This window comes from Sporosarcina sp. GTC18466, from assembly GCF_055389225.1.
On record NZ_AP044037.1, the window covers coordinates 331,135 to 351,804 of the forward strand.

23 protein-coding genes are annotated in these 20,670 nt (G+C 50.5%); all 23 read left to right on the forward strand.

The window, feature by feature from the left end; genetic code table 11:
- Window positions 1-9 precede the first annotated feature (9 nt).
- Window positions 10-1,149: a 30S ribosomal protein S1 gene (gene rpsA, locus ACZ5FK_RS01640; RefSeq protein WP_464806178.1), complete on the forward strand. Its 1,140-nt coding sequence runs from the start codon at window positions 10-12 to the stop codon at window positions 1,147-1,149.
- A 94-nt stretch (window positions 1,150-1,243) separates the two neighbouring features.
- On the forward strand, window positions 1,244-2,554 hold the full coding sequence (der, locus tag ACZ5FK_RS01645; protein ID WP_464806179.1) for a ribosome biogenesis GTPase Der: 1,311 nt from the start codon (window positions 1,244-1,246) through the stop codon (window positions 2,552-2,554).
- A 20-nt stretch (window positions 2,555-2,574) separates the two neighbouring features.
- Window positions 2,575-3,591, forward strand: coding sequence for an NAD(P)H-dependent glycerol-3-phosphate dehydrogenase (locus tag ACZ5FK_RS01650; RefSeq protein ID WP_464806180.1), 1,017 nt, complete (start codon window positions 2,575-2,577; stop codon window positions 3,589-3,591).
- A 143-nt stretch (window positions 3,592-3,734) separates the two neighbouring features.
- On the forward strand, window positions 3,735-3,923 hold the full coding sequence (locus tag ACZ5FK_RS01655; RefSeq protein ID WP_464807337.1) for a DUF2768 domain-containing protein: 189 nt from the start codon (window positions 3,735-3,737) through the stop codon (window positions 3,921-3,923).
- Complete coding sequence (locus ACZ5FK_RS01660; protein ID WP_464806181.1) at window positions 3,920-4,642, forward strand: hypothetical protein; 723 nt, start codon at window positions 3,920-3,922, stop codon at window positions 4,640-4,642. Before ACZ5FK_RS01655 ends, ACZ5FK_RS01660 begins: the two co-directional genes overlap by 4 nt.
- A gap of 93 nt (window positions 4,643-4,735) precedes the next feature.
- Window positions 4,736-6,214 (forward strand): stage IV sporulation protein A, encoded by a 1,479-nt coding sequence (spoIVA, locus tag ACZ5FK_RS01665; RefSeq protein WP_464806182.1) that lies wholly within the window; start codon window positions 4,736-4,738, stop codon window positions 6,212-6,214.
- Between the two features lie 198 nt (window positions 6,215-6,412).
- On the forward strand, window positions 6,413-6,685 hold the full coding sequence (locus ACZ5FK_RS01670; RefSeq protein ID WP_464806183.1) for an HU family DNA-binding protein: 273 nt from the start codon (window positions 6,413-6,415) through the stop codon (window positions 6,683-6,685).
- A 175-nt stretch (window positions 6,686-6,860) separates the two neighbouring features.
- The gene (gene folE, locus ACZ5FK_RS01675) at window positions 6,861-7,427 is read left to right on the forward strand and encodes a GTP cyclohydrolase I FolE (protein ID WP_464806184.1); all 567 of its coding nucleotides are present in this window, start codon (window positions 6,861-6,863) and stop codon (window positions 7,425-7,427) included.
- A 67-nt stretch (window positions 7,428-7,494) separates the two neighbouring features.
- A complete protein-coding gene (gene mtrB / locus ACZ5FK_RS01680; protein WP_464806185.1) occupies window positions 7,495-7,716 on the forward strand; it encodes a trp RNA-binding attenuation protein MtrB in 222 nt (73 codons plus the stop codon).
- A 46-nt stretch (window positions 7,717-7,762) separates the two neighbouring features.
- Window positions 7,763-8,506, forward strand: coding sequence for a heptaprenyl diphosphate synthase component 1 (locus ACZ5FK_RS01685; protein WP_464806186.1), 744 nt, complete (start codon window positions 7,763-7,765; stop codon window positions 8,504-8,506).
- 6 nt (window positions 8,507-8,512) lie between these two features.
- Entirely contained in the window at window positions 8,513-9,208 is a 696-nt protein-coding gene (locus ACZ5FK_RS01690; protein WP_464806187.1) for a demethylmenaquinone methyltransferase, read from the forward strand.
- 25 nt (window positions 9,209-9,233) lie between these two features.
- The gene (locus ACZ5FK_RS01695) at window positions 9,234-10,208 is read left to right on the forward strand and encodes a polyprenyl synthetase family protein (protein ID WP_464806188.1); all 975 of its coding nucleotides are present in this window, start codon (window positions 9,234-9,236) and stop codon (window positions 10,206-10,208) included.
- Between the two features lie 95 nt (window positions 10,209-10,303).
- On the forward strand, window positions 10,304-10,750 hold the full coding sequence (ndk, locus tag ACZ5FK_RS01700) for a nucleoside-diphosphate kinase (RefSeq protein ID WP_464806189.1): 447 nt from the start codon (window positions 10,304-10,306) through the stop codon (window positions 10,748-10,750).
- A gap of 167 nt (window positions 10,751-10,917) precedes the next feature.
- On the forward strand, window positions 10,918-11,688 hold the full coding sequence (locus ACZ5FK_RS01705) for a CheR family methyltransferase (RefSeq protein WP_464806190.1): 771 nt from the start codon (window positions 10,918-10,920) through the stop codon (window positions 11,686-11,688).
- Between the two features lie 127 nt (window positions 11,689-11,815).
- Window positions 11,816-12,997 carry a chorismate synthase gene (gene aroC / locus ACZ5FK_RS01710; protein WP_464806191.1) on the forward strand — a complete coding sequence of 394 codons (1,182 nt, stop codon included), beginning with the start codon at window positions 11,816-11,818 and terminating at the stop codon, window positions 12,995-12,997.
- Window positions 12,998-12,999: 2 nt separating this feature from the next.
- Window positions 13,000-14,136, forward strand: coding sequence for a 3-dehydroquinate synthase (aroB, locus tag ACZ5FK_RS01715; protein WP_464806192.1), 1,137 nt, complete (start codon window positions 13,000-13,002; stop codon window positions 14,134-14,136).
- On the forward strand, window positions 14,099-14,464 hold the full coding sequence (aroH, locus tag ACZ5FK_RS01720; RefSeq protein WP_464806193.1) for a chorismate mutase: 366 nt from the start codon (window positions 14,099-14,101) through the stop codon (window positions 14,462-14,464). Before aroB ends, aroH begins: the two co-directional genes overlap by 38 nt.
- Before the next feature lie 26 nt (window positions 14,465-14,490).
- The gene (gene hisC / locus ACZ5FK_RS01725) at window positions 14,491-15,594 is read left to right on the forward strand and encodes a histidinol-phosphate transaminase (RefSeq protein WP_464806194.1); all 1,104 of its coding nucleotides are present in this window, start codon (window positions 14,491-14,493) and stop codon (window positions 15,592-15,594) included.
- Complete coding sequence (locus tag ACZ5FK_RS01730; protein ID WP_464806195.1) at window positions 15,584-16,696, forward strand: prephenate dehydrogenase; 1,113 nt, start codon at window positions 15,584-15,586, stop codon at window positions 16,694-16,696. Before hisC ends, ACZ5FK_RS01730 begins: the two co-directional genes overlap by 11 nt.
- A 16-nt stretch (window positions 16,697-16,712) precedes the next feature.
- Window positions 16,713-18,008, forward strand: coding sequence for a 3-phosphoshikimate 1-carboxyvinyltransferase (gene aroA, locus ACZ5FK_RS01735; RefSeq protein ID WP_464806196.1), 1,296 nt, complete (start codon window positions 16,713-16,715; stop codon window positions 18,006-18,008).
- Between the two features lie 46 nt (window positions 18,009-18,054).
- Complete coding sequence (locus ACZ5FK_RS01740) at window positions 18,055-19,311, forward strand: tetratricopeptide repeat protein (protein ID WP_464806197.1); 1,257 nt, start codon at window positions 18,055-18,057, stop codon at window positions 19,309-19,311.
- Window position 19,312: 1 nt separating this feature from the next.
- Complete coding sequence (locus ACZ5FK_RS01745) at window positions 19,313-19,864, forward strand: ReoY family proteolytic degradation factor (RefSeq protein WP_464806198.1); 552 nt, start codon at window positions 19,313-19,315, stop codon at window positions 19,862-19,864.
- Window positions 19,865-20,003: 139 nt separating this feature from the next.
- The gene (locus ACZ5FK_RS01750) at window positions 20,004-20,453 is read left to right on the forward strand and encodes a YpiF family protein (protein WP_464806199.1); all 450 of its coding nucleotides are present in this window, start codon (window positions 20,004-20,006) and stop codon (window positions 20,451-20,453) included.
- The last annotated feature ends 217 nt before the right edge of the window (window positions 20,454-20,670 follow it).

The following is a 20,670-nucleotide window of genomic DNA, read 5'->3' on the forward strand; positions in this document are numbered from 1 at the left end:
GGACTACATATGACTGAAGAGATGAATTTGGACGCAATGGATGGATACAAGGAGGGAGACCGTGTCACCGGCAAAGTGACGAAAATCGAAGATAAATCCGTAACGGTGGAAATTCCCGGCGCGCCATTCGACGGCGTCGTTCCGATCAGCGAGTTGTCCAGCCTTCACATTGAAAAGGCAGGAGATGCCGTAGAGGTCGGTGATGAGATTGAACTCATCATTACGAAAGTGGAAGACGACAATTACGTATTATCCAAGCGCAAAGTCGATGCGGAAGATGCGTGGGGCGACTTGGAACAGAAATTCGAAAACAATGAAACGATCGAGACGGAAGTGAAGGATGTCGTCAAAGGCGGACTTGTCGTCGACCTTGGTGTCCGCGGATTCATCCCGGCTTCACTCGTAGAAGATCATTTCGTCGAATCATTCGACGACTATAAAGGCCGCACGATGACGTTTAAAATCGTAGAAATGGACAAGGAGAAGAACCGCTTGATCCTTTCACACCGTGCAGTCATCCAAGAAGAAAAATCCCAGAAGAAAGACGAAGTGCTTGAAGGTCTTGCGGAAGGCCAGGTACTTGACGGCACCGTGCAGCGAATCGCTTCATTTGGCGCATTTGTCGATATCGGCGGTGTGGACGGTCTTGTCCATATTTCCCAGCTCTCCCACGACCACGTAGACAAAGTGTCTGACGTGCTCAAAGAAGGCGATCAAGTAAAGGTGAAGGTGCTTGGCGTAGATCGTGATGCGGAACGCATTTCCTTGTCGATCAAAGATACGCTGCCAGGACCGTGGGAAAATATTGAAGAGAAAGCACCAGTCGGCTCGGTGCTTGACGGCACAGTGAAGCGCCTTGTTTCATACGGTGCATTTGTCGAAGTGTTCCCGGGCGTGGAAGGCCTTGTTCACATTTCACGTATTGCACATGAGCATATCGCCACGCCTCACGAAGTGCTTCGTGAAGGCCAAGAAGTGAAGGTGAAAGTACTTGACGTGAACCCTGATGAAAAACGCATTTCGCTCAGCATTAAAGACTTGGTCGATAAGAATGAGGAAGTATCTTACGACGGCTATGAGATGAAAGAGGAGACCGGCTTCTCCTTGAGCGATGTGATCGGTGATCAATTGAAAAAGTTCTCCGAGTGATTCGGATCAGGCTGGATGATGGTGCTTTTATAGGCATCATCATCTTTTTTTTGTATAATGTCTAAAGATAGTCTCGGAAGGATGTTTTTAAATTATGACGAAACCAACAATAGCCATCGTCGGTAGACCGAATGTCGGTAAATCGACCATCTTCAACCGGATTGCTGAAGAACGGATCTCAATCGTGGAAGATGTTCCTGGTGTGACGCGTGACCGGATATACAGCTCAGCAGACTGGTTGACGCATGAATTCAATCTGATTGACACAGGAGGCATCGATATTGGTGATGAACCGTTTCTGGAGCAGATCCGTTTGCAGGCGGAAATAGCGATCGATGAAGCGGATGTCATCATATTCTTGACAAATGGACGAGAAGGTTTGACAGATGCTGACGATGTCGTCGCTAAAATGCTGTATAAGACGAAAAAACCCGTCGTGCTCGCAGTGAATAAAATCGATAACCCTGATATGCGTGATATGATCTATGACTTTTACGCCCTTGGCTTTGGTGATCCATATCCGATCTCCGGTGCACACGGGACAGGCCTCGGCGATTTACTGGATGCCGCATGCGCACATTTTCCAGAGCCGGTTCCGGAAGACGAGGATGATGACGTCATCAGATTCTCCCTTATTGGAAGGCCGAATGTCGGGAAATCATCCCTTGTCAATGCGCTGCTCGGTGAAGAGCGCGTTATTGTAAGTGATATAGCGGGCACGACGAGAGATGCGATCGACACGACATATGAGTACGAGGGACAGGAATATAAGATCATCGACACCGCCGGCATGCGTAAAAAAGGGAAAGTGTATGAAAGCACAGAGAAGTATAGCGTCCTGCGTGCGCTTAAAGCGATTGACAGATCAGATGTTGTCTTGATAGTCCTGAACGGTGAAGAAGGGATCCGCGAACAGGACAAGCGGATTGCAGGATATGCCGAAGAGGCGGGGAAAGGCATCATGTTTATCGTCAATAAATGGGATGCAGTCGAAAAGGATGAGAAAACGATGAACCGCTTTACGGAAGACATCCGTAAAGAATTCCAGTTCCTTGATTATGCGCCGATCGCCTATGTTTCCGCAAAAACGAAACAGCGGGTGCGCACATTATTCGACTATATTAAGGAAATCAGTGAAAATCACGCACTGCGGATCCAATCCAGTGTCCTTAATGAAGTCATCGAGGACGCAGTAGCTCGGAATCCTGCGCCTACAGATAAAGGACGCAGGCTGCGGATCTATTATGTGACACAAGTTGCGGTCAAGCCGCCGGTCTTCGTCGTCTTTGTGAATGATCCGGAACTTATGCACTTCTCTTATGAGCGTTTCCTTCAGAATAGGCTGCGCGAAGCATTCGGTTTTGAAGGCACGCCAATCCGCTTGATCACACGCGCGAGAACCTGATTGGAAAGAAGGTGGAACGAGTGGAAAAGGTCACTGTCATCGGGGCAGGCAGCTGGGGAACTGCAATTGCGTTTGTCCTAGCAGAGAATGGCCACGATTGTCTTATCTGGTCACGCAGAGAGGACCAGGCGGAAGAGATCAACAGCTTCCATACAAATGAACGATACGTGCCTGGTGTCCATCTGCCTATAAACATAAAAGCGACATCGGACTTAGGCTGTGCTGTCGGGCACGCCGAGACGCTTATCATAGCGGTGCCGACAAAAGCAATCCGTGATATATGCGGAGAAATCAGCACTCTGTCTACTGAGCCGAAACTCATTGTGCATGTATCGAAAGGGATAGAGCCGGATTCGCTCAAGCGGATTTCCGAAATGATCGAAGAGGAGATCAGCGAAGAAAAGCGCAAAGCGGTAGTTGTATTGTCAGGACCGAGCCATGCGGAGGAAGTAGTTCTTCGCCATCCGACAACGGTTACAGCGGCCTCTGAAAACATGGAGGCGGCGGAGCATGTGCAGGATCTGTTCATGAACAAATATTTCCGTGTGTATACGAACAATGACTTGCTTGGAGTGGAACTTGGAGCCGCCTTGAAAAATGTCATCGCACTCGCTGCAGGCATTACAGACGGTCTGGGGTACGGAGATAATGCGAAAGCGGCTTTGATCACACGGGGGCTGGCTGAAATTACTCGGCTTGGCGTCAAGATGGGAGCAAATCCGCTGACGTTTTCAGGGTTGACTGGTCTCGGAGACCTTATTGTCACATGTACGAGCGTCCATTCGAGAAACTGGAAAGCGGGAAACATGCTTGGAAAAGGCAAGACGCTTGATGAAGTTGTTTCCGGCATGGGCATGGTGATCGAGGGAGTGCGAACGACGAAAGCGGCACACCAGCTGGCAGAACGAATGGACGTCTCCATGCCACTCACCGAAGCGCTCTATTCAGTTCTGTTTGAAGAAGTGCCGCCGAAGGAAGCGGTCGATCATTTGATGAACCGGATGAAGAAAAATGAGATCGAGGATATATTCGGATAATGGGCGCTTTCCGCGCAAGCATATATACCTGGATGTATTCCTCGATCTGAGACAGCAATACCTAGGGAAATGGGACCCGGCCAATAGGGGTGCGGGCCAATTGGATGTTGAAAGGATGATCCATCTTGTCCTCATTGGATAAAATGTGGCTGTCGTTCTATGCGATGGGCTTTATGGTCGTATCAATGGGATTGATACACGTCAGCCGCCACAAATTGAAAAACAGACTGCTCAAAATCATTTCCGCCCTTATCGCATATGCTTTATTGTTATTTTGCTTTTTCGCGATTATCTATCTCGTATTCAGCGGACCGACAGGCGGTGCGAGATGAAGGGACTTGGGAAAGGCGCAAGCCTCTTTCTAGTTGTATCGCTGATTCTGCTGCTTTCCGGCTGCATGTATCCCGGTGATGAGAAAGCCGCAAAAGAAAACCCGTACGAGGAACAGGTCGTTTCTGTCCAGAAGGCGGTAGACAGTTTCCGGACGGCCAATGGCGGCTTGCTGCCGATTAAAACGCGGGAACAGGAGACGGACTTGTTCATCAAATACCCGATTGACTTTGCGAAAATCGCTCCTGCCTTCATGGAGAAGATCCCGGCTAACGCCTATGAAACAGGAGGCATCTATCAGTATGTCCTTGTGGATGTCGAGGATGATCCAAAGGTGAAGCTGGTGGATCTTAGGGTGGCGGAACGGATCCGCGAACTTAATTTACGAAAGACGGTAAATGGCAATGTCCCTTTTAAGGATGCTGTCGGTAAAAACGTCTACGAAATCGATTTTGAAAGAATGGGCTTCAAGGAGCCGATTAAAATTGCGAGCCCTTATTCAGACACACAACTGCCGCTTGTCATTGCAGGCGACGGTAATTTCTATATCGATTATTCCATCGACCTTGGCCGTATCCTGGAAAATGAAAAGCCTGATGTAGAGCCTGGGGAGGATATCCGCCATTTGCTTTCGGATGAGTATCCAATCCTGCCTGCATATTCATTGCCGTATACGGTAGATGACGAGGGGAATGTCGTTTTCATGGAAAAACAGAAGTGAATCAGCTATTCGGACAAAACGTTTCATGCTTTTAGCATGAAACGTTTTTCATTTACATAAACTGAAATGCGCAAGAAAAGGAGGGCTACGAATATGAAAGAAGAATTGTATGAAAACCTGGCTAGACGAACGGATGGGGATATTTATATAGGAGTGGTCGGCCCTGTCCGTGTCGGAAAATCGACATTTGTAAAACGGGTGATGGAAGAGGTGGTCATCCCGAATATGATGGATCCCGGAGACCGGGCGCGGGCACAGGATGAATTGCCTCAAAGCTCGCCGGGGCCAATTATCATGACATCCGAGCCGAAGTTTGTTCCGGCGCAAGGAACGTCCGTTTCGATCGGAGAAGGGGAGCTCTCATTCCAAGTGCGGCTCGCTGATTGTGTTGGATATGTCATTGATGGAGTAAAGGGGTATGAGGATGAGGACGGACCGAAATATGTTCATACCCCTTGGCATAATGAGCCGATACCATTTGAGGAGGCAGCACGGATCGGAACGGACAAAGTGATCCGTGACCATTCCACCATCGGCATTCTCGTGACGACGGATGGCACGGTGAACAACATCCCCCGGACGGCTGCTGAAAAAGCGGAAGAGGACATCGTCGCCAAGCTGAAGGAGATCGGCAAGCCTTTCGTCATCGTCCTCAATTCGAAAATGCCGGCGCATGACCGCACGGTTGCGCTGAAACAGCAGCTGCATGAAAAGCATGGTGTTCCAGTCATCGCGATCAGCGCAGACCAATTGAACGCCCAGGAAATCCAGTTGATTTTAAAAGAAGCGCTGTTCGAATTCCCTATCACCCATATCGATCTGCAGAAACCGGATTGGATGGATGTCCTCGGAAGCGACCATGAGCTGAATAAATCAATTGATGACGTCATCAATGAAGGTTTCCTGGAAGTGTCCAAGATCCGCAAAGTGCAAGAACTTGCGGAGAAGCTGAAAGAAGAAAAGTATGTGAAGCACGCAGAAGTCGTCGAAGTGGATGCGGGCAAAGGAAGGGCGACCGTCAATATCCAAATGGATGAGCGGGCATTCCAGGAAGTGTGCGAAACGATCATGCAGAAGGAGATGAGAACGAAGAAGGATTGGCTCGTTTTTATCCAGGATGCCGTAAAGGCGAAGAAGTCTTATGATATGTACGCAGAGGCGATCGATGCTGCGAAACAGACCGGTTACGGCGTGGCGCTGCCGACAATCGCGGATTTCCAGCCGTCACCGCCGGAATTGATCAAACAAGACAATTTCTACGGAGTCAGGATGAAGGCGTCCGCCCCTTCACTCCATATCATCCGGATTGACATGGATGCTGAGTTCTCTCCTTTGATCGGCTCGGAGTTCCATAGCCATCATTTGCTGAAGGAACTGAAGAACGCATACCTCCATGATCGGGACGCCTTGTGGCAGACACAGCTCTTCGGCACGCCGCTCCATGAGGTCTTGAAGGAAAGCATAAGGTTCAAGACATCTTCCGTACCGCCAAGTGCACGTAAACGGCTGCGGGAGACGATTGAACAGATGGTCAATGACGGCAACAAAGGAATGATCACATTCATTGTATAAAACAGCTTCAAAACAGCGAAAATACGCAGAATGATCCGCTTCGGACGGGTCATTCTGCTTTTTTTGTCGAAAAGGCGGCCTGCGTGCCGAAAAACGCCGAGAATATTGTTGCACCGCGGTTTTTAGTGTGTTACTCTACTATCAGTGCCGACCAAGGTGTGAAAGCAGTTACATTTCCTTTGAGAGGAGGTGAATGGTGTGAACAAAACAGATTTGATCAACACGGTAGCTGAATCCGCTGGCCTTACAAAGAAGGACGCGACAAAAGCGGTGGAAGCTGTATTCGATACAATCCAATCTGCCCTTGCAAATGGTGATAAGGTGCAATTGATCGGTTTTGGTAACTTTGAAGTGCGCGAGCGTGCTGCCCGTAAAGGACGCAACCCGCAATCAGGCGAAGAAATCGAAATCGCTGCCAGCAAAGTCCCTGCATTCAAAGCGGGTAAAGCGCTTAAAGACGCTGTAAAGTGATCTTTAGGTTTACATAGGAGTCCGTCCACTTGCAACTATCGTTAGATGCGGGAGGCCGGGCTCCTTTCTATATGCGAGCATGGTTCGCGGCGGATTGCGGAACTGTACGGATACATAGGAGTGTGCTACTATCTGATAAGGGAAGTACGCTATTTGAGTAAGGAGGTTTTACGTCATGAAGGAAGTTGATCACGGAAAAATCGAGCAGGCAGTGACGATGATCCTTGAAGCGATCGGAGAGGATCCGGCGCGTGAAGGCTTGATCGATACACCGAAGCGAGTAGCGAACATGTACGCAGAAGCGTTTGAAGGATTACATAAAGACCCGCGAGAATATTTTGAGACGGTTTTCCATGAGAACCATGAGGAAGTCGTGCTCGTGAAAGATATACCGTTCCATTCCATGTGCGAACATCATCTTGTACCGTTTTTCGGCCATGCACATATCGCATACATACCAAGAGACGGCGTTGTCGCCGGTTTAAGCAAGTTGGCACGTGCGGTTGAAACAACAGCGAGAAGGCCTCAGCTCCAGGAGAGGATCACTTCGACCGTCGCAAATGCGATGATGGAAATGCTCAATCCGGTCGGTGTCTATGTCATCATTGAAGCTGAACATATGTGCATGACGATGCGCGGCATCAAGAAGCCGGGAGCGAAGACAGTGACGACGGTCGCGAAAGGCATCTATGAGCATGATGATGTGAAAAGGGCAGAGATCCTGTCGCTCATCAAATCCTGATGGCGCCTTTGCGGATGCATCTGTTTCTATGATATGATAAACCTTACTGGAAATGGGGAGTGGCAAAATGGCACAGCCTGATTTTATCATCATTAAAGCGAAGGAGGATGGTGTGAACGTCATCGGACTTACGAGGGGCAATGACACGAAGTTCCACCATACCGAGAAACTCGATAAGGGTGAAGTGATGATCGCCCAATTCACCGAACATACTTCGGCCATGAAAATACGCGGGAAAGCCGAAATTCATTCAGCGCACGGCGTCGTCGAAAGCAGCGGAAAAGAGTGAATCCGATCAGTGTGATGCATGGCCGTCCATGAATGGAGATTCAATGATGGAAAGAGATTATAAGCAGCTTGTAAAACAATATACGGACGAAGTGAAACGGTCCATCTACGAACCGATTGTCAGCAAGGAGATCCCGTGTGTGCCAGTCGATGAAAGGAAGGCGTTCATGCTGCTGCTGCCGTCCTTTAACGGGGAGGAATGGCCTGGCCGGTATGATGTATCTGCGGTCGCTGTAGGGGCCATGCATGCGGCATTCGATGTGCATGACCGTATCAATCTGACAGATGCGTCGCCGAAGGGACAACAGCTTCTCGTCCTTTCAGGCGACCATTTCAGCGGAATCCATTATCGTCTTCTCGCATCTCTGCCGGATTTCGCTTTCATCCGTTCTTTGTCCGAGGCGATCGGCAACGTCAACGAAACGAAGACCGCCATGATGAAAACACCGCCTCAGGAAGCCCGCATACTGATTGAAATGGTAAGGGATATCGAATCCAGCCTGATCGTACGCTTCTATGGGGCGTTCGGATTTGAGCAGTATGCGCCGCTTGCCGGATCCCTCCTGCCGCTTGTCTGGCTGGGGGACAGGCTGACGGACAATCCTGATGATGAAGCCCATGTCCTTGTAAGGCAGATCGACCGCAGTGTTATGGAAGAAGCGCACGCCGCCTTGCTTGAAGAGGTGCAGACTGTAATCGAGGCGTCCGGATTCCTGCAGCCGGAGCTTTCCGAGGAACTCGGGTTTCTTGCTGGCATGCAAGCGAGAAACGCGGACCTGAATAGGAGATGAACGAGAATGGCAACACCGAAAGAACAGAGAGTCCATAATGTATTTGAAGCAATCTCAGACGATTACGATAAGATGAATTCCGTCATCAGTTTCAATCAGCACAAGAAATGGCGGCGAGATATCATGGCCCGCATGGATGTGAAGAAGGGAGCCGCATGTCTTGATGTCTGCTGCGGCACTGCAGATTGGACGGTTGCGCTTGCAAAACAGGCAGGTCCTTCCGGAAAAGTGATCGGCCTGGATTTCAGCGAAGGCATGCTTGAAAATGCGAAACCGAAAGTTGCTCCTTTCCAGACAATCGACCTTGTGCACGGCAACGCGATGGAGCTGCCGTTTGAAGACAATACATTCGATTACGTGACCATCGGCTTCGGCCTCCGGAACGTACCGGACTACGAGCAGGCGCTGAGAGAGATGCGGCGTGTCCTCAAACCGGGTGGCATGGCGGCATGCCTGGAGACATCCCAATCGGAGATTCCGGTCTATCGCCAGCTGTTCCGATTTTATTTCCACAATATCATGCCTATGCTTGGAAAACTGTTCGCGAAAAGCTATAACGAATATTCTTGGCTGCAGGAATCAGCTGACGATTTTCCGGGTGTAAAAGAGCTTGCACAGCTATTCGTCGATGCAGGCTTCCGGGAAGTCTCCTATAAGAAATATAGCGGCGGCGCGGCAGCGGGGCACATCGCCTATAAATAAAATTGAGTGTAGGAAGGTAATCGTTGTGGAGAAATTGAAGTTATTATCGCTTTATGCGGATTTCCGGAAGGATCTTGCCTATATTGAGAAGGAACTTGAGAGGTCTCTGGATTCCTCGTCGCCGATCATCCGGGATGCATCCATCCACCTATTGCGCGCAGGAGGCAAACGGATCCGGCCGATCTTCGTCATCTTGGCTTCGAAATTCGGGGAATACTCTTTAGAAAACGTATCCAGAGTGGCTGTATCCTTAGAACTGATCCATATGGCCTCGCTCGTCCATGATGACGTCATCGACAACTCGGATATGCGAAGAGGCAATGAGACAGTCAAGGCGAAATGGGATAATCGGATCGCCATGTACACGGGCGATTTCATCTTTTCCAGGGCGCTCATCTCGATCGGCGGCATCGAAAAGGCGGCCGTCCACCAGCTGCTCGCGGAGACGATGCTGGAAATATGCAAAGGCGAAATGATTCAAATAGATTACCAGCAAAATACGGATCAATCGCTCCGCGACTATCTACGGCGCATCAAGCGTAAGACCGCCCTCCTTCTCACGTCCAGCTGTGAACTTGGGGCGCTTGTGTCGGATGCGGATCCTGCTGTTGTGCGGAGGCTTCGCAGATTCGGCTATTTCGCCGGCATGGCATACCAGATCGTAGATGACATCCTCGACTTGACAGCGACCGACAAGCAGCTCGGGAAGCCGGCGGGAAGCGATCTGCTGAACGGCCATGTGACATTGCCAATCCTGTACATAAAAGACGAGCCGGCATTCAGGCCATACATCGATAAAGCGTTCGATGGAACGATGACAGAAGCAGAGAGGAATGAGATGCTCAGCTATGTCCGGCTTTCTGGCGCCATTGAACGCGCCCAGGCCGTCAGCGACCTGTACCTGGACAAAGCGGTCGCTGAGCTGAAAGGACTTCCGGAAAACGATGCGAAACGTGCGCTGCTGCAGATTGCGGAGTTCATCGGCAAGCGGAATTTCTGATCTGCACAGTTCGCAGTTGAAAGATTTGGATCGTGATGGTACGATCAGTTAGGAATATTTCCTACATACCTATATGGATAAAAGGAGTGCTACACATGGAAAAAACATTTTTGATGGTAAAACCAGATGGCGTACAACGTAACTTGATCGGTGAGATTGTAAGCCGTTTCGAAAAGAAAGGTTTCACACTTGCAGGCGCGAAGCTCATGCAAATTCCTACAGAACTTGCGGAGCAGCACTATGGTGAACATAAAGAACGCCCATTCTTCGGTGAATTGGTTGAGTTCATCACATCTGGTCCTGTTTTCGCGATGGTATGGGAGGGTGAAAACGTCATCTCCACTGCACGCCTTATGATGGGGGCGACAAACCCGAAAGAATCCGCTCCAGGAACTGTCCGCGGCGACTATGCGGTAACAGTCGGCAAGAACATCATCCATGGTTCGGACTCTCCGGAATCCGCTGAGCGTGAGATCGGATTGTTCTTCAAGGATGAAGAACTTGTTTCTTACGAAAAAACAATGACAAGCTGGATCAACTGATCCACTTACAAGCAGCCGGGCAAATAGTGCCATGGCTGCTTTTTGCTGTCAGGAGAAAGCGGTTACAATTGTTATTTGTGAAAAATCCTTAAATCTTTCGGGTTTTCGCCAAACAGCGGAAGACATCCGGTATAATAGGGATAACATCGATTTAGGGGGAACCTGGTTTGGCGGATTATGCGGAATTTATTTCGAATATTAAAAAGAAGACAGGAATTGATCTGTCGTTATACAAAGAAGCGCAAATGAAACGCCGGCTCACATCGCTCTATGAGAAGAATGGGTTTCGGAACTTCTCCGAATATTACAAGGCGATCAGCACGGATCCCGAACTGCTGGATGAGTTTCTGGACCGCATGACAATCAATGTTTCGGAATTTTACCGGAACGCTCAAAGATGGAGTGTCCTCGATAAAAAGATCTTACCGGGACTGCTGAAAACGAGGAAGCGCCTGAAAATATGGAGTGCGGCCTGTTCGACAGGGGAGGAGCCATATTCCCTCGCAATGGTTTTGAGCGGCCATGTGCCGCTGTCCGACATTTCCATCCTTGCGACAGATCTCGACAAAGGGGTGCTTGAGCGGGCAAAGGTCGGTCTGTATCCTGACCGATCGCTGAAGGAAGTGCCAAAACAGGTGATCGACAAGCATTTTGTCAATGAAGGGCAGTTCTATCAGGTGAAAGATGACATCAAGCGGACGGTTACATTCAAACAGCATAATCTTTTAAAAGATACATACGGGTCCGATCATGATCTGATTGTCTGCCGCAATGTGATGATCTATTTCACAGAAGAGGCGAAAGACCAGATTTACATGAACTTTTCAAAGGCGCTGCGGCCGGGAGGCATCTTGTTCGTCGGCAGCACCGAACAAATCTTCAACCCGTCAAAATATGGATTTGAATCGGAAGATACGTTTTTTTATAAGAAAGTCTAATGAATATCCGGTGAAAAACCGGATATTTTTCATTATTCCCATAGTCAAAAAAGCTTTCTTTTGGTAAAGTGCTATAAACGGATAGTGAACATCCTGAAGGGGAAGAGAAAAGAGGAGGGCATCTGAAATGAGATTTTTCACTGCTGGCGAGTCGCATGGACCGCAATTGACGGCCATCATCGAGGGGCTGCCTGCCCAAATGGAACTGACAGCCGAAATGATCAATAAAGAACTGAAGAGACGGCAGGGAGGGCATGGCCGCGGCAGGCGCATGCAGATCGAGAAAGACCAAGTCGTGATCAGTTCAGGGGTACGGCACGGTAAGACACTCGGATCGCCTGTTACGCTTTCTGTCGTCAATAACGACTTTAAACATTGGACGAATATCATGGGTATCGAGCCGCTTCCTGAAGATGTAGATCCAGGAAGCATCAAACGCAGGATTACAAGGCCACGCCCAGGCCACGCAGACCTTGTCGGCGGCATGAAATATGGACACCGGGATCTTCGTAATGTCCTCGAACGTTCTTCGGCTCGCGAGACGACGATGCGTGTCGCAGTGGGGGCAGTGGCAAAGCAATTCTTGAAGGAGCTTGGAATACATACGGTCTCCCATGTCACTGAAATCGGCGGTGTCAAGACGGATCCGGCTGCCTACGAAGGGCTCGGCCATGAGGAGCTGCGTAAAATTGTCGAAGAGGATCCAGTTTACTGCGCGGATCCTGAAGCTTCCGGTCGCATGGTCCAGGCGATTGATGACATTAAAGAGCGGGGCGACACGCTTGGAGGCGTCGTTGAAGTGATCATTGAAGGATGTCCGCCCGGAATCGGGAGCTACGTGCAATTTGACAGGAAGCTTGATGGAAAGCTTGCAGGAGCAATGATGAGCATCAATGCGTTCAAAGGCGTGGAAGTCGGTCTCGGCTTCGAGATGGCTAGAAGACCGGGAAGTGAAGTGCATGACGAAATCGCATGGAGCGAAGAACGTGGTTATTACCGGAAATCGAATAGGCTGGGCGGCCTGGAGGGTGGTATGTCGACTGGGATGCCAATCGTTGTGCGCGGCGTCATGAAACCGATCCCGACGCTGTACAAGCCGCTTGAAAGTGTCGATATTGATTCGAAAGAGGCGTTTGTCGCCACCATCGAACGTTCAGACCCTTGCGCGGTGCCGGCTGCATCAGTCGTCGCAGAGCATGTCATCGCAACTGAACTCGCGAAAGCGATCATGGAGGAGTTCAGATCATTCACGATGGATGGCCTTCGGCATGAGCTGGATGAGTATAGAGAATATGTGAAGGGGTTTTGAAGATGAGGGAATTGACAGTCCGGGTGCCCGGCCATGAGTACGACGTACATATCGGGGATGGCACATATGGATTATTCACGTCGCGGTACCTTTCCATGCTGGAAGGGGCTGATCGGGTCGGCATTATTGCGGACCGGACGGCGGCTGAGCTGCATATGCCGAAACTGTTGGCTGCTTTGAAAGAAGCTCGCATCGAACCGGAGATCTTGACCGTACCGGCTGGAGAAGCATGCAAAAAGGCAGATGTCTATCTGGAATGTCAATCGTTCTTGCTCCAAAATTCCTTCTCCCGCAAGTCGCTGCTAATTGCATTCGGAGGGGGAGCGGCCGGGGACCTGGCGGGTTTTGTTGCCGCGACATTCATGCGCGGCATCCCGTTCATCCAGTGTCCGACGACAATTCTTGCGCATGACAGCGCAGTAGGCGGCAAGACGGCCATTAACATGCCGGAGGGGAAAAACATGGTCGGCTCTTTTCATCAGCCAGCAGCCGTACTTTTTGAAAACGGGGTATTTGAAACGCTTCCCAAACGAGAGATCCGCTCCGGCATGGCGGAACTTTTGAAGCATGCATGCATCTCGGATCTCGTATGGACGGAGGAACTGCTAGCGAGCGAAGAATTCATATCGCCTTCCCCCGAATGGCTTGCGGCAGAGTTGTTGAAGGGGATTGCGGTAAAAGCGGAAATCGTTTCGGAAGATGAATTCGAGTATGGTTCCCGTAAATTCCTCAATTTCGGCCATACGTTCGGCCATGCCGTAGAAGCGGTATGCGGGTTCGGCGGGCTCAGCCACGGCGAATGCGTCATGATCGGCATGGCGTACAGCTTGATCATGAGCGAAACGGCAGGAGGGGTTACGAGGGATTGGACCGATCGTTTTATACAGGCCGCCCGGCGTAACGGCTATACGTTCGATCCGATTCAGGAACATCCATTCAGTGATTTTCTCGCCTATATGCGGAAAGATAAAAAAGCGTCTTTTGGCAAACTGAATTTCATCCTGCTTGAAAAAGTGGGACAGCCATACGTCCAGGAAGTCAGCGATTCGGTATGTGAAAAGGCATTTGAGGAACTGAAAAAGAGAACAGGGGGAAATGGATATGAGTGTCAGAGGAGTGAGGGGCGCGACGACTGTTGAGAAAGACGAAGCTGGAGCGGTGCTTCAGGCGACGGAGGAATTGGTGATTGATATGGCCGCAAAGAACGGATTTGACCCGGAGGAGATTGCTTCGGTCATCGTCTCGACGACGCCTGATTTGAAGTGTGTCTTCCCTGCGAAAGCGGTCCGGTCAATCGAAGGCTGGAAATACGTACCCGTGATGTGTACGCATGAAATGGATGTTCCAGGCGGTTTGCCGATGTGCATCCGTGTTATGATGCACGTAAATCTCGATTTGCCTCAGAAGGAAGTCACACATGTTTACCATAATGATGCGATCAAATTGCGCCCGGACTTGAAAAAATGACAAGCGGGCGAACCGGAGGGATACATATGAAGTGGAAAACAGCACTTGAAAGCATGAAACCATATAAACCAGGCAGGCCGATAACCGATGTCATGGAGGAATTCGGTCTTGATGAGGTCGTCAAGCTAGCTTCAAACGAGAATCCTTATGGGGCTTCCCCAAGTGTTACGGCCTTGCTGAGGGAGAGTCCGCTGCAGTACGAACTTTATCCGGATGGCCATTCTTCCAGACTTCGAAAAAAACTTGCCGAGAAGCATGGCGTAGAAGAAACTGCAATTCTATTCGGCAACGGCTCGGACGATCTGATCACCATCATCTGCCGGGCCCTTCTCAGCAGTGGGGTCCATACGATCATGGCGACCCCGACATTTCCGCAATATGTGCATAATGCCAAAATTGAAGGCGCAGATATTGAAGAGGTCCCGCTTGTGGATGGCCGCCATGATCTGGATGCCTTCCTGAATGCCATAACTGACCAGACTGCCATCATCTGGGTGTGCAATCCAAACAACCCAACCGGCAATCTCATTCCGCAGGCAGAACTTAAACGCTTTTTGGACCAGGTTCCCGAGTCGGTTCTTGTTGTCCTGGACGAGGCGTATTTCGAATATGTCACAGATCCAGATCACGCCGATTCAGTCGGCATGCTGAACGACTATAAGAACATCATCATCCTGCGGACTTTCTCAAAGGCATATGGTCTAGCCTCGATGCGCCTGGGGTATGCAATCGCGGATCCATCGGTCATCGAGCCTCTCAATAAGGTGCGGAATCCGTTTAACACGAATTCCCTCGCGGTTCTCGTAGCGGAACGTGCCCTTGAGGACGAAGGATTCATTGCGGAATGCAGGACGCTGAACAAGCAGCAGCGCGACCGTTTCTTCGACTATGCCAAAGCGAATGGACTTCATATCTATGATTCGGAGACAAATTTTGTGCTGATGGAAGTGCCAATGGACGCGGATGAAGCGTCTGAGCTGCTTCTGGAAAAAGGCTATATCGTCAGAAGCGGCAATGCACTTGGAACGCCTGGGCACATCCGTGTAACGGTCGGTACGTCATCACAGAATGATGGATTCTTCAAGGCGTTCGGGACACTGCTTGGCAAGGATGATTCCCATGAAGAGTAATGTAGCGATCATCGGTCTTGGATTGATCGGCGGTTCTCTCGGGCTCGCCCTGAAACGCAGTCAGGATGTTCATGTGACCGGCTTTGACCGATCCTATAAATCGGCGGATGAAGCATACAGAAGAGGCATCATCGATTCCATCGCACCATCCGCAAAATCCGCTTGTGAGCAGGCGGATTTCGTTATTTTCGCGACACCCGTGAATACGACGGCAAACTTGCTGAAGGAAGCGGTCGATTGGGAATTGAAACACGGCGTGATCATCACCGATACCGGGAGCACGAAGCGGCCGATCATGGAAGCTGCAAAAGGCCTGCTGGATAAGGGGATTGCCGTAATCGGCGGGCACCCGATGGCAGGATCGCATAAAAGCGGAGTCAGCGCGGCGAAAGAGCATCTGTTCGAAAACGCTTATTACATATTGACTCCCGCGGAAAGTGTTTCTGCTGACGACATCAATCGGCTAAAGGGACTCATAGCTCCGACCAAAGGGAAGATCGTTGTGCTGAAAGCGGATGAACATGATCGCATGACAGCGATTGTCAGTCATTTTCCGCATATTGTCGCTTCGTCGCTGGTCGCGATGCTTGCACGCCAAGAAGAAGGCCAGCCCTTTGTTAAACGGCTGGCTGCCGGGGGCTTCAGGGATCTAACAAGGATCGCTTCTGCCGACCCTGATATGTGGCGGGACATTACCATCCAAAATAAAGAGGAACTGCTGAAACAACTGGACGACTGGTTGCTTGAGATGGAACGTGTCAGGGTATTGATTGCCGGGGATGAACCGGATAAGATCCATGGTTTTTTCGCGGAATCAAAAGAGTACAGGGATAACCTGCCGTCGACAACGAAAGGGGCTGCCCAGGGGGCCCTCTATATGACATTTGATTTACATATCGATGTGCCCGACCACCCGGGTGTCATCTCGGAAATCACTAAAATCCTTGCGGATGAGCGAATCAGTTTGACGAATATACGGATTGTTGAAACACGAACAGACGTATATGGCATTCTGGTCGTCAGTTTTCAGACGGCTGACGACAGGGAGAAGGCCCGCCTTGCGCTGGAAGCGGCGACTGATTACAGCATGCATACACTTTGATAAGGGGGCGTTAGGAATGGACAGCAAGACAGTTGGATTTACGCAGCCGGTTTTACGGGGCGAATTGAAAGTGCCTGGGGACAAGTCAATCTCCCACCGGGCCGTCATGTTCGGATCTATGGCGGAAGGGAAGACGGAGATCACGGGATTCCTTGCAGGTGAAGACTGCCTGCGAACGATAGACTGTTTCCGGAAACTTGGCGTCACGATTGAGCAAGAAGGGGACCGCGTGACGGTCGACAGTCCGGGTATGGACAGCTGGACGGCGCCTGCCGGGGAGTTATATGCCGGCAATTCGGGAACGACAGCACGGCTTATGCTTGGCATCCTCGCGGGTTCATCCGTCACATCCGTCCTGACCGGCGACGAATCGCTGACAAAGCGGCCGATGAAACGGGTCATTGCACCCCTCGCCGAAATGGGCGCATCCATTTCAGCCATTGATGAAGCGGGGTATTTGCCTCTTTCTGTTGAAGGGAGCAAACTAAGAGGGTATAGATACATGATGCCTGTTGCGAGTGCCCAGGTGAAGTCGGCAATCCTCCTCGCCGGCCTGCGGGCTGAAGGGGAGACGGAAGTGATCGAGACATCTATCTCACGCGATCATACGGAACGGATGCTTCAGCAGTTCGGTGCGGAACTAACTGTGGATGGACAGAGTGTACGCATACGCGGCGGTCAAACGCTTCATGCGGCGGACGTTGCCGTTCCGGGTGACATCTCGTCTGCGGCATTTTTCATGGCCGCCGCTGCGATGGTGGAAGGCAGCCGAGTCAAATTCAACGAAGTAGGTCTTAATCCGACGCGGACGGGAATCATCGATTGTCTAAGACAGATGGGCGCAAAAGTTACAGTGACCGAGGAATCCACTGGCAGAGGCGAGCCGTTGGGGACAGTTGTGATTGAAAGCGCTAAGCTTCAGGGCATAGAAATCTCCGGGGAAATCATCCCTCGGCTCATTGATGAATTGCCTGTCATCGCACTGCTGGCGACGCAGGCGGAAGGCAGGACTGTGATCAAGGACGCTGAAGAACTTAGGGTGAAAGAGACAGACAGGATTGCCGCAGTCACAACAGAACTGAAAAAACTCGGTGCGGATATCGAAGCGACGGAAGACGGCATGATCATCAATGGGCCGGCCCGTTTGACTGGAGGCGCACTCTCCTCCTATGGGGATCACAGGCTTGGGATGATGGCAGCAATCGCATCGCTTTGTGCAGATGGAGATATCCAGATTGAAGATTCCGCATGCATTGCCATCTCCTATCCGACCTTCTTCGAAGATTTACAAAAACTTGTCACACAAGCGTAAAGTTTGGATGGCGTCATGTATACAAAGCAAAGGAACAGGTGAAAATATGGGTCAGTTACAAGAAATCGAACAAGCCATTGCGAAAGGTGATACAGGGAGGCTTGACGACCTCGTTGAAAACGCGCTTGCAAGGGCGGATTTCGATATGCTATACGAGGCGGCCGGCATGCTCATGGGGTACGGTTTCATCGGCCATGCCGACATGATTTACAAAACACTCCTCGAACATCTCCCTGATGAAGCGCAACTGAAGATCGATCACGCATCCGCATTGTTGGAACTCGGCGAAGAGGATGAGGCGCTCCTCCTTCTGACAGAAATCACGCCCGAAGACGAAGAATACGTACAGGCCCTTCTCGTACTAGCGGATTATTATCAAATGACAGGGATGCTCGAAACAGCGGTTGCTAAAGTGAGGGAAGCGCTTCTTTTGATGCCGGAAAATCCGGTCATCCGATTTGCATATGCGGAACTGCTGCTGACTTCAGGCAAGTATGTGGAGGCTGCAGCGATCTATGAGGAGCTTCAGGAGGAAGGAAATGATGAAATTGGCGGCATCACTCTCATTTCCCGCCTGGCGGAGACGTATAGCAGCGGAGCCGCGTTTGAAGAGGCGATTCCGTATTACGAGCAGATGCTTGAGGATTCCATTCTGCCGGACACGTTATTCGGCGCAGCGTATGCCTGCTTCCAGTCAGGCCGTGTAGAGCGGGCCGCAGCCCTTTCGCAGCAGCTTCTCGACATAGATCCCGATTATTTCTCAGCTTATATGCTGGCGGGACAGGCTTTTGCGCGTACAGGCGACGACAAGAAGGCGTATGACTTGTTCACGCGGGGCATCAAGCGTGATGAATACGATAAGCAGCTCCGGCTGGCGGCAGGCAAATCCGCATTGAAACTGGGACTGACCCAGGAAGCGGAGAAGCATCTATCTGAAGCGCTCGTGTTAGATCCTGAATACATCGATGCTCTCATGGCGCTTGTCTCCCTGTACAATCAGGAAGAGAAGTATGAGGAAGTGCTAGAGGCACTGGCATCCGTCCAGCTTGATATCCCGATGCTTGCGGCGTTCCGTGCCTATGCACAGGAGGGGCTGGAACTTTACAAGGATGCATACGCATCTTATGTTGAGGCATATGCTGGAATGAAAGAAGATCCCGCGTTCCTTGACCGGTACGCCAAGTTTTTACTGGAAGAAGGAAAACGCGGGGAAGCCATCGAAATAGTCAAGGAGCTGCTGAGTCTGGCGCATGATGATGAGTGGGCCGCCTTTCTTGAATTGTCAAATGATGAGGAGGTGTGATATGACAGCCATGGTTCCTGTCGCTGCCAAGAAGGATTTTGTACGGTGGTTTTTAAAGCGCTACAAATTAAAGCGCCGGGAATGTGTGTGGATTTTAAATTATCTACTTAGCCATGAGCAGCTTCTTGAAAATGTCCATTTCACGGATGAGGCGCATTATTGTCCGCGGGCGATGGTCATATCGACAACGAGTTCGGAAAGCATCCCATTCCGATTCTACAAAGGGAACCTGATGACGGCAGATGCCGAGAAATCATTCCATGATCTCCGGCTGCATCCGGAAGAGAAGATGTACATCCAGTTGAATTTCCCGAACAGCCATGCCTGTCCGGAATATGCGATGGTACGGGAAGAGAACCCGTTTCTGCCTGCCGAACTGCAAGTTAGTGAACGTGACCGTAAAATCGCGGAGCAGCTGCTTGAAGAGAGTGCTGCGACGATGTCGCTGGAGATTCTCATGAGAAGGGTTGACGAAGCCCTCGATGAAAATGACAGGGAACAGTTCCTTGTCCTGTCCGCCATGCTCAATGAGATGAAGACGGAACGACCTTGATGACTCCATCCTCCGGGTGGGGTCATTATACTGTTCCAGGACTTTTAAGCGCGACGGAGGCGTCCGTGTATGGCAATTGTTTCTTCCGTCCTTTTCAGATAGAATGGAACCGTCGACTAGAAACCTGGGAGGGAAGGCCATGAACTGGACAGGGAAAGACATGGATACATATTTGAGTCAAAAGGATTATATCGATACTCTTGTCGTGCCGCTGATTAAAGTGGAGCCTACTTTGGAAATGATGAAAACAAGCGCGTCTTCCGCGGAATTCACAATGCTGCTCGCTTCGCTCATCGAGATGCAATTCAAAGGCCGCATGATGTTCGCTCCGCCGTTTTCATACACAGCTGATACAGCCATCGGCGAAATGGCGGAGAAGACGCTTGCCGCTTTCAGCAAAGCGCCGTTCAAACATCTATTCTTTTTGACGACTGATTCGGCGTGGACCCAAGCGGATATAAAGGGCGAGCTGATCTGGCTGCCGTCCATTCCGCTGGAAAGCATGGATGCAGATCTGAGAAGAACGATCCTTGAAGACCAGCTGCGGCAAGTGCTCCCGAAATTCACCGCGAAATGGGCATCCGCGTGACCGCATGCGAATCCGGCACCTTGCTGTCCTGACCGGCCGGAGGCTTTTCCAGCGGCAGCATTCTTTTCCGTTTTTCAAAATTCATCATTTGTTCACAAAGTGCCCGGCTCATCGAATGGATGATTGAATTTACCGTTGTATTGATATATCATAGATATGTCCTAGTATTACAATTAGCAAAAGTATGTCCGTTGGACCGATTTTGGAGTAAGAGGAG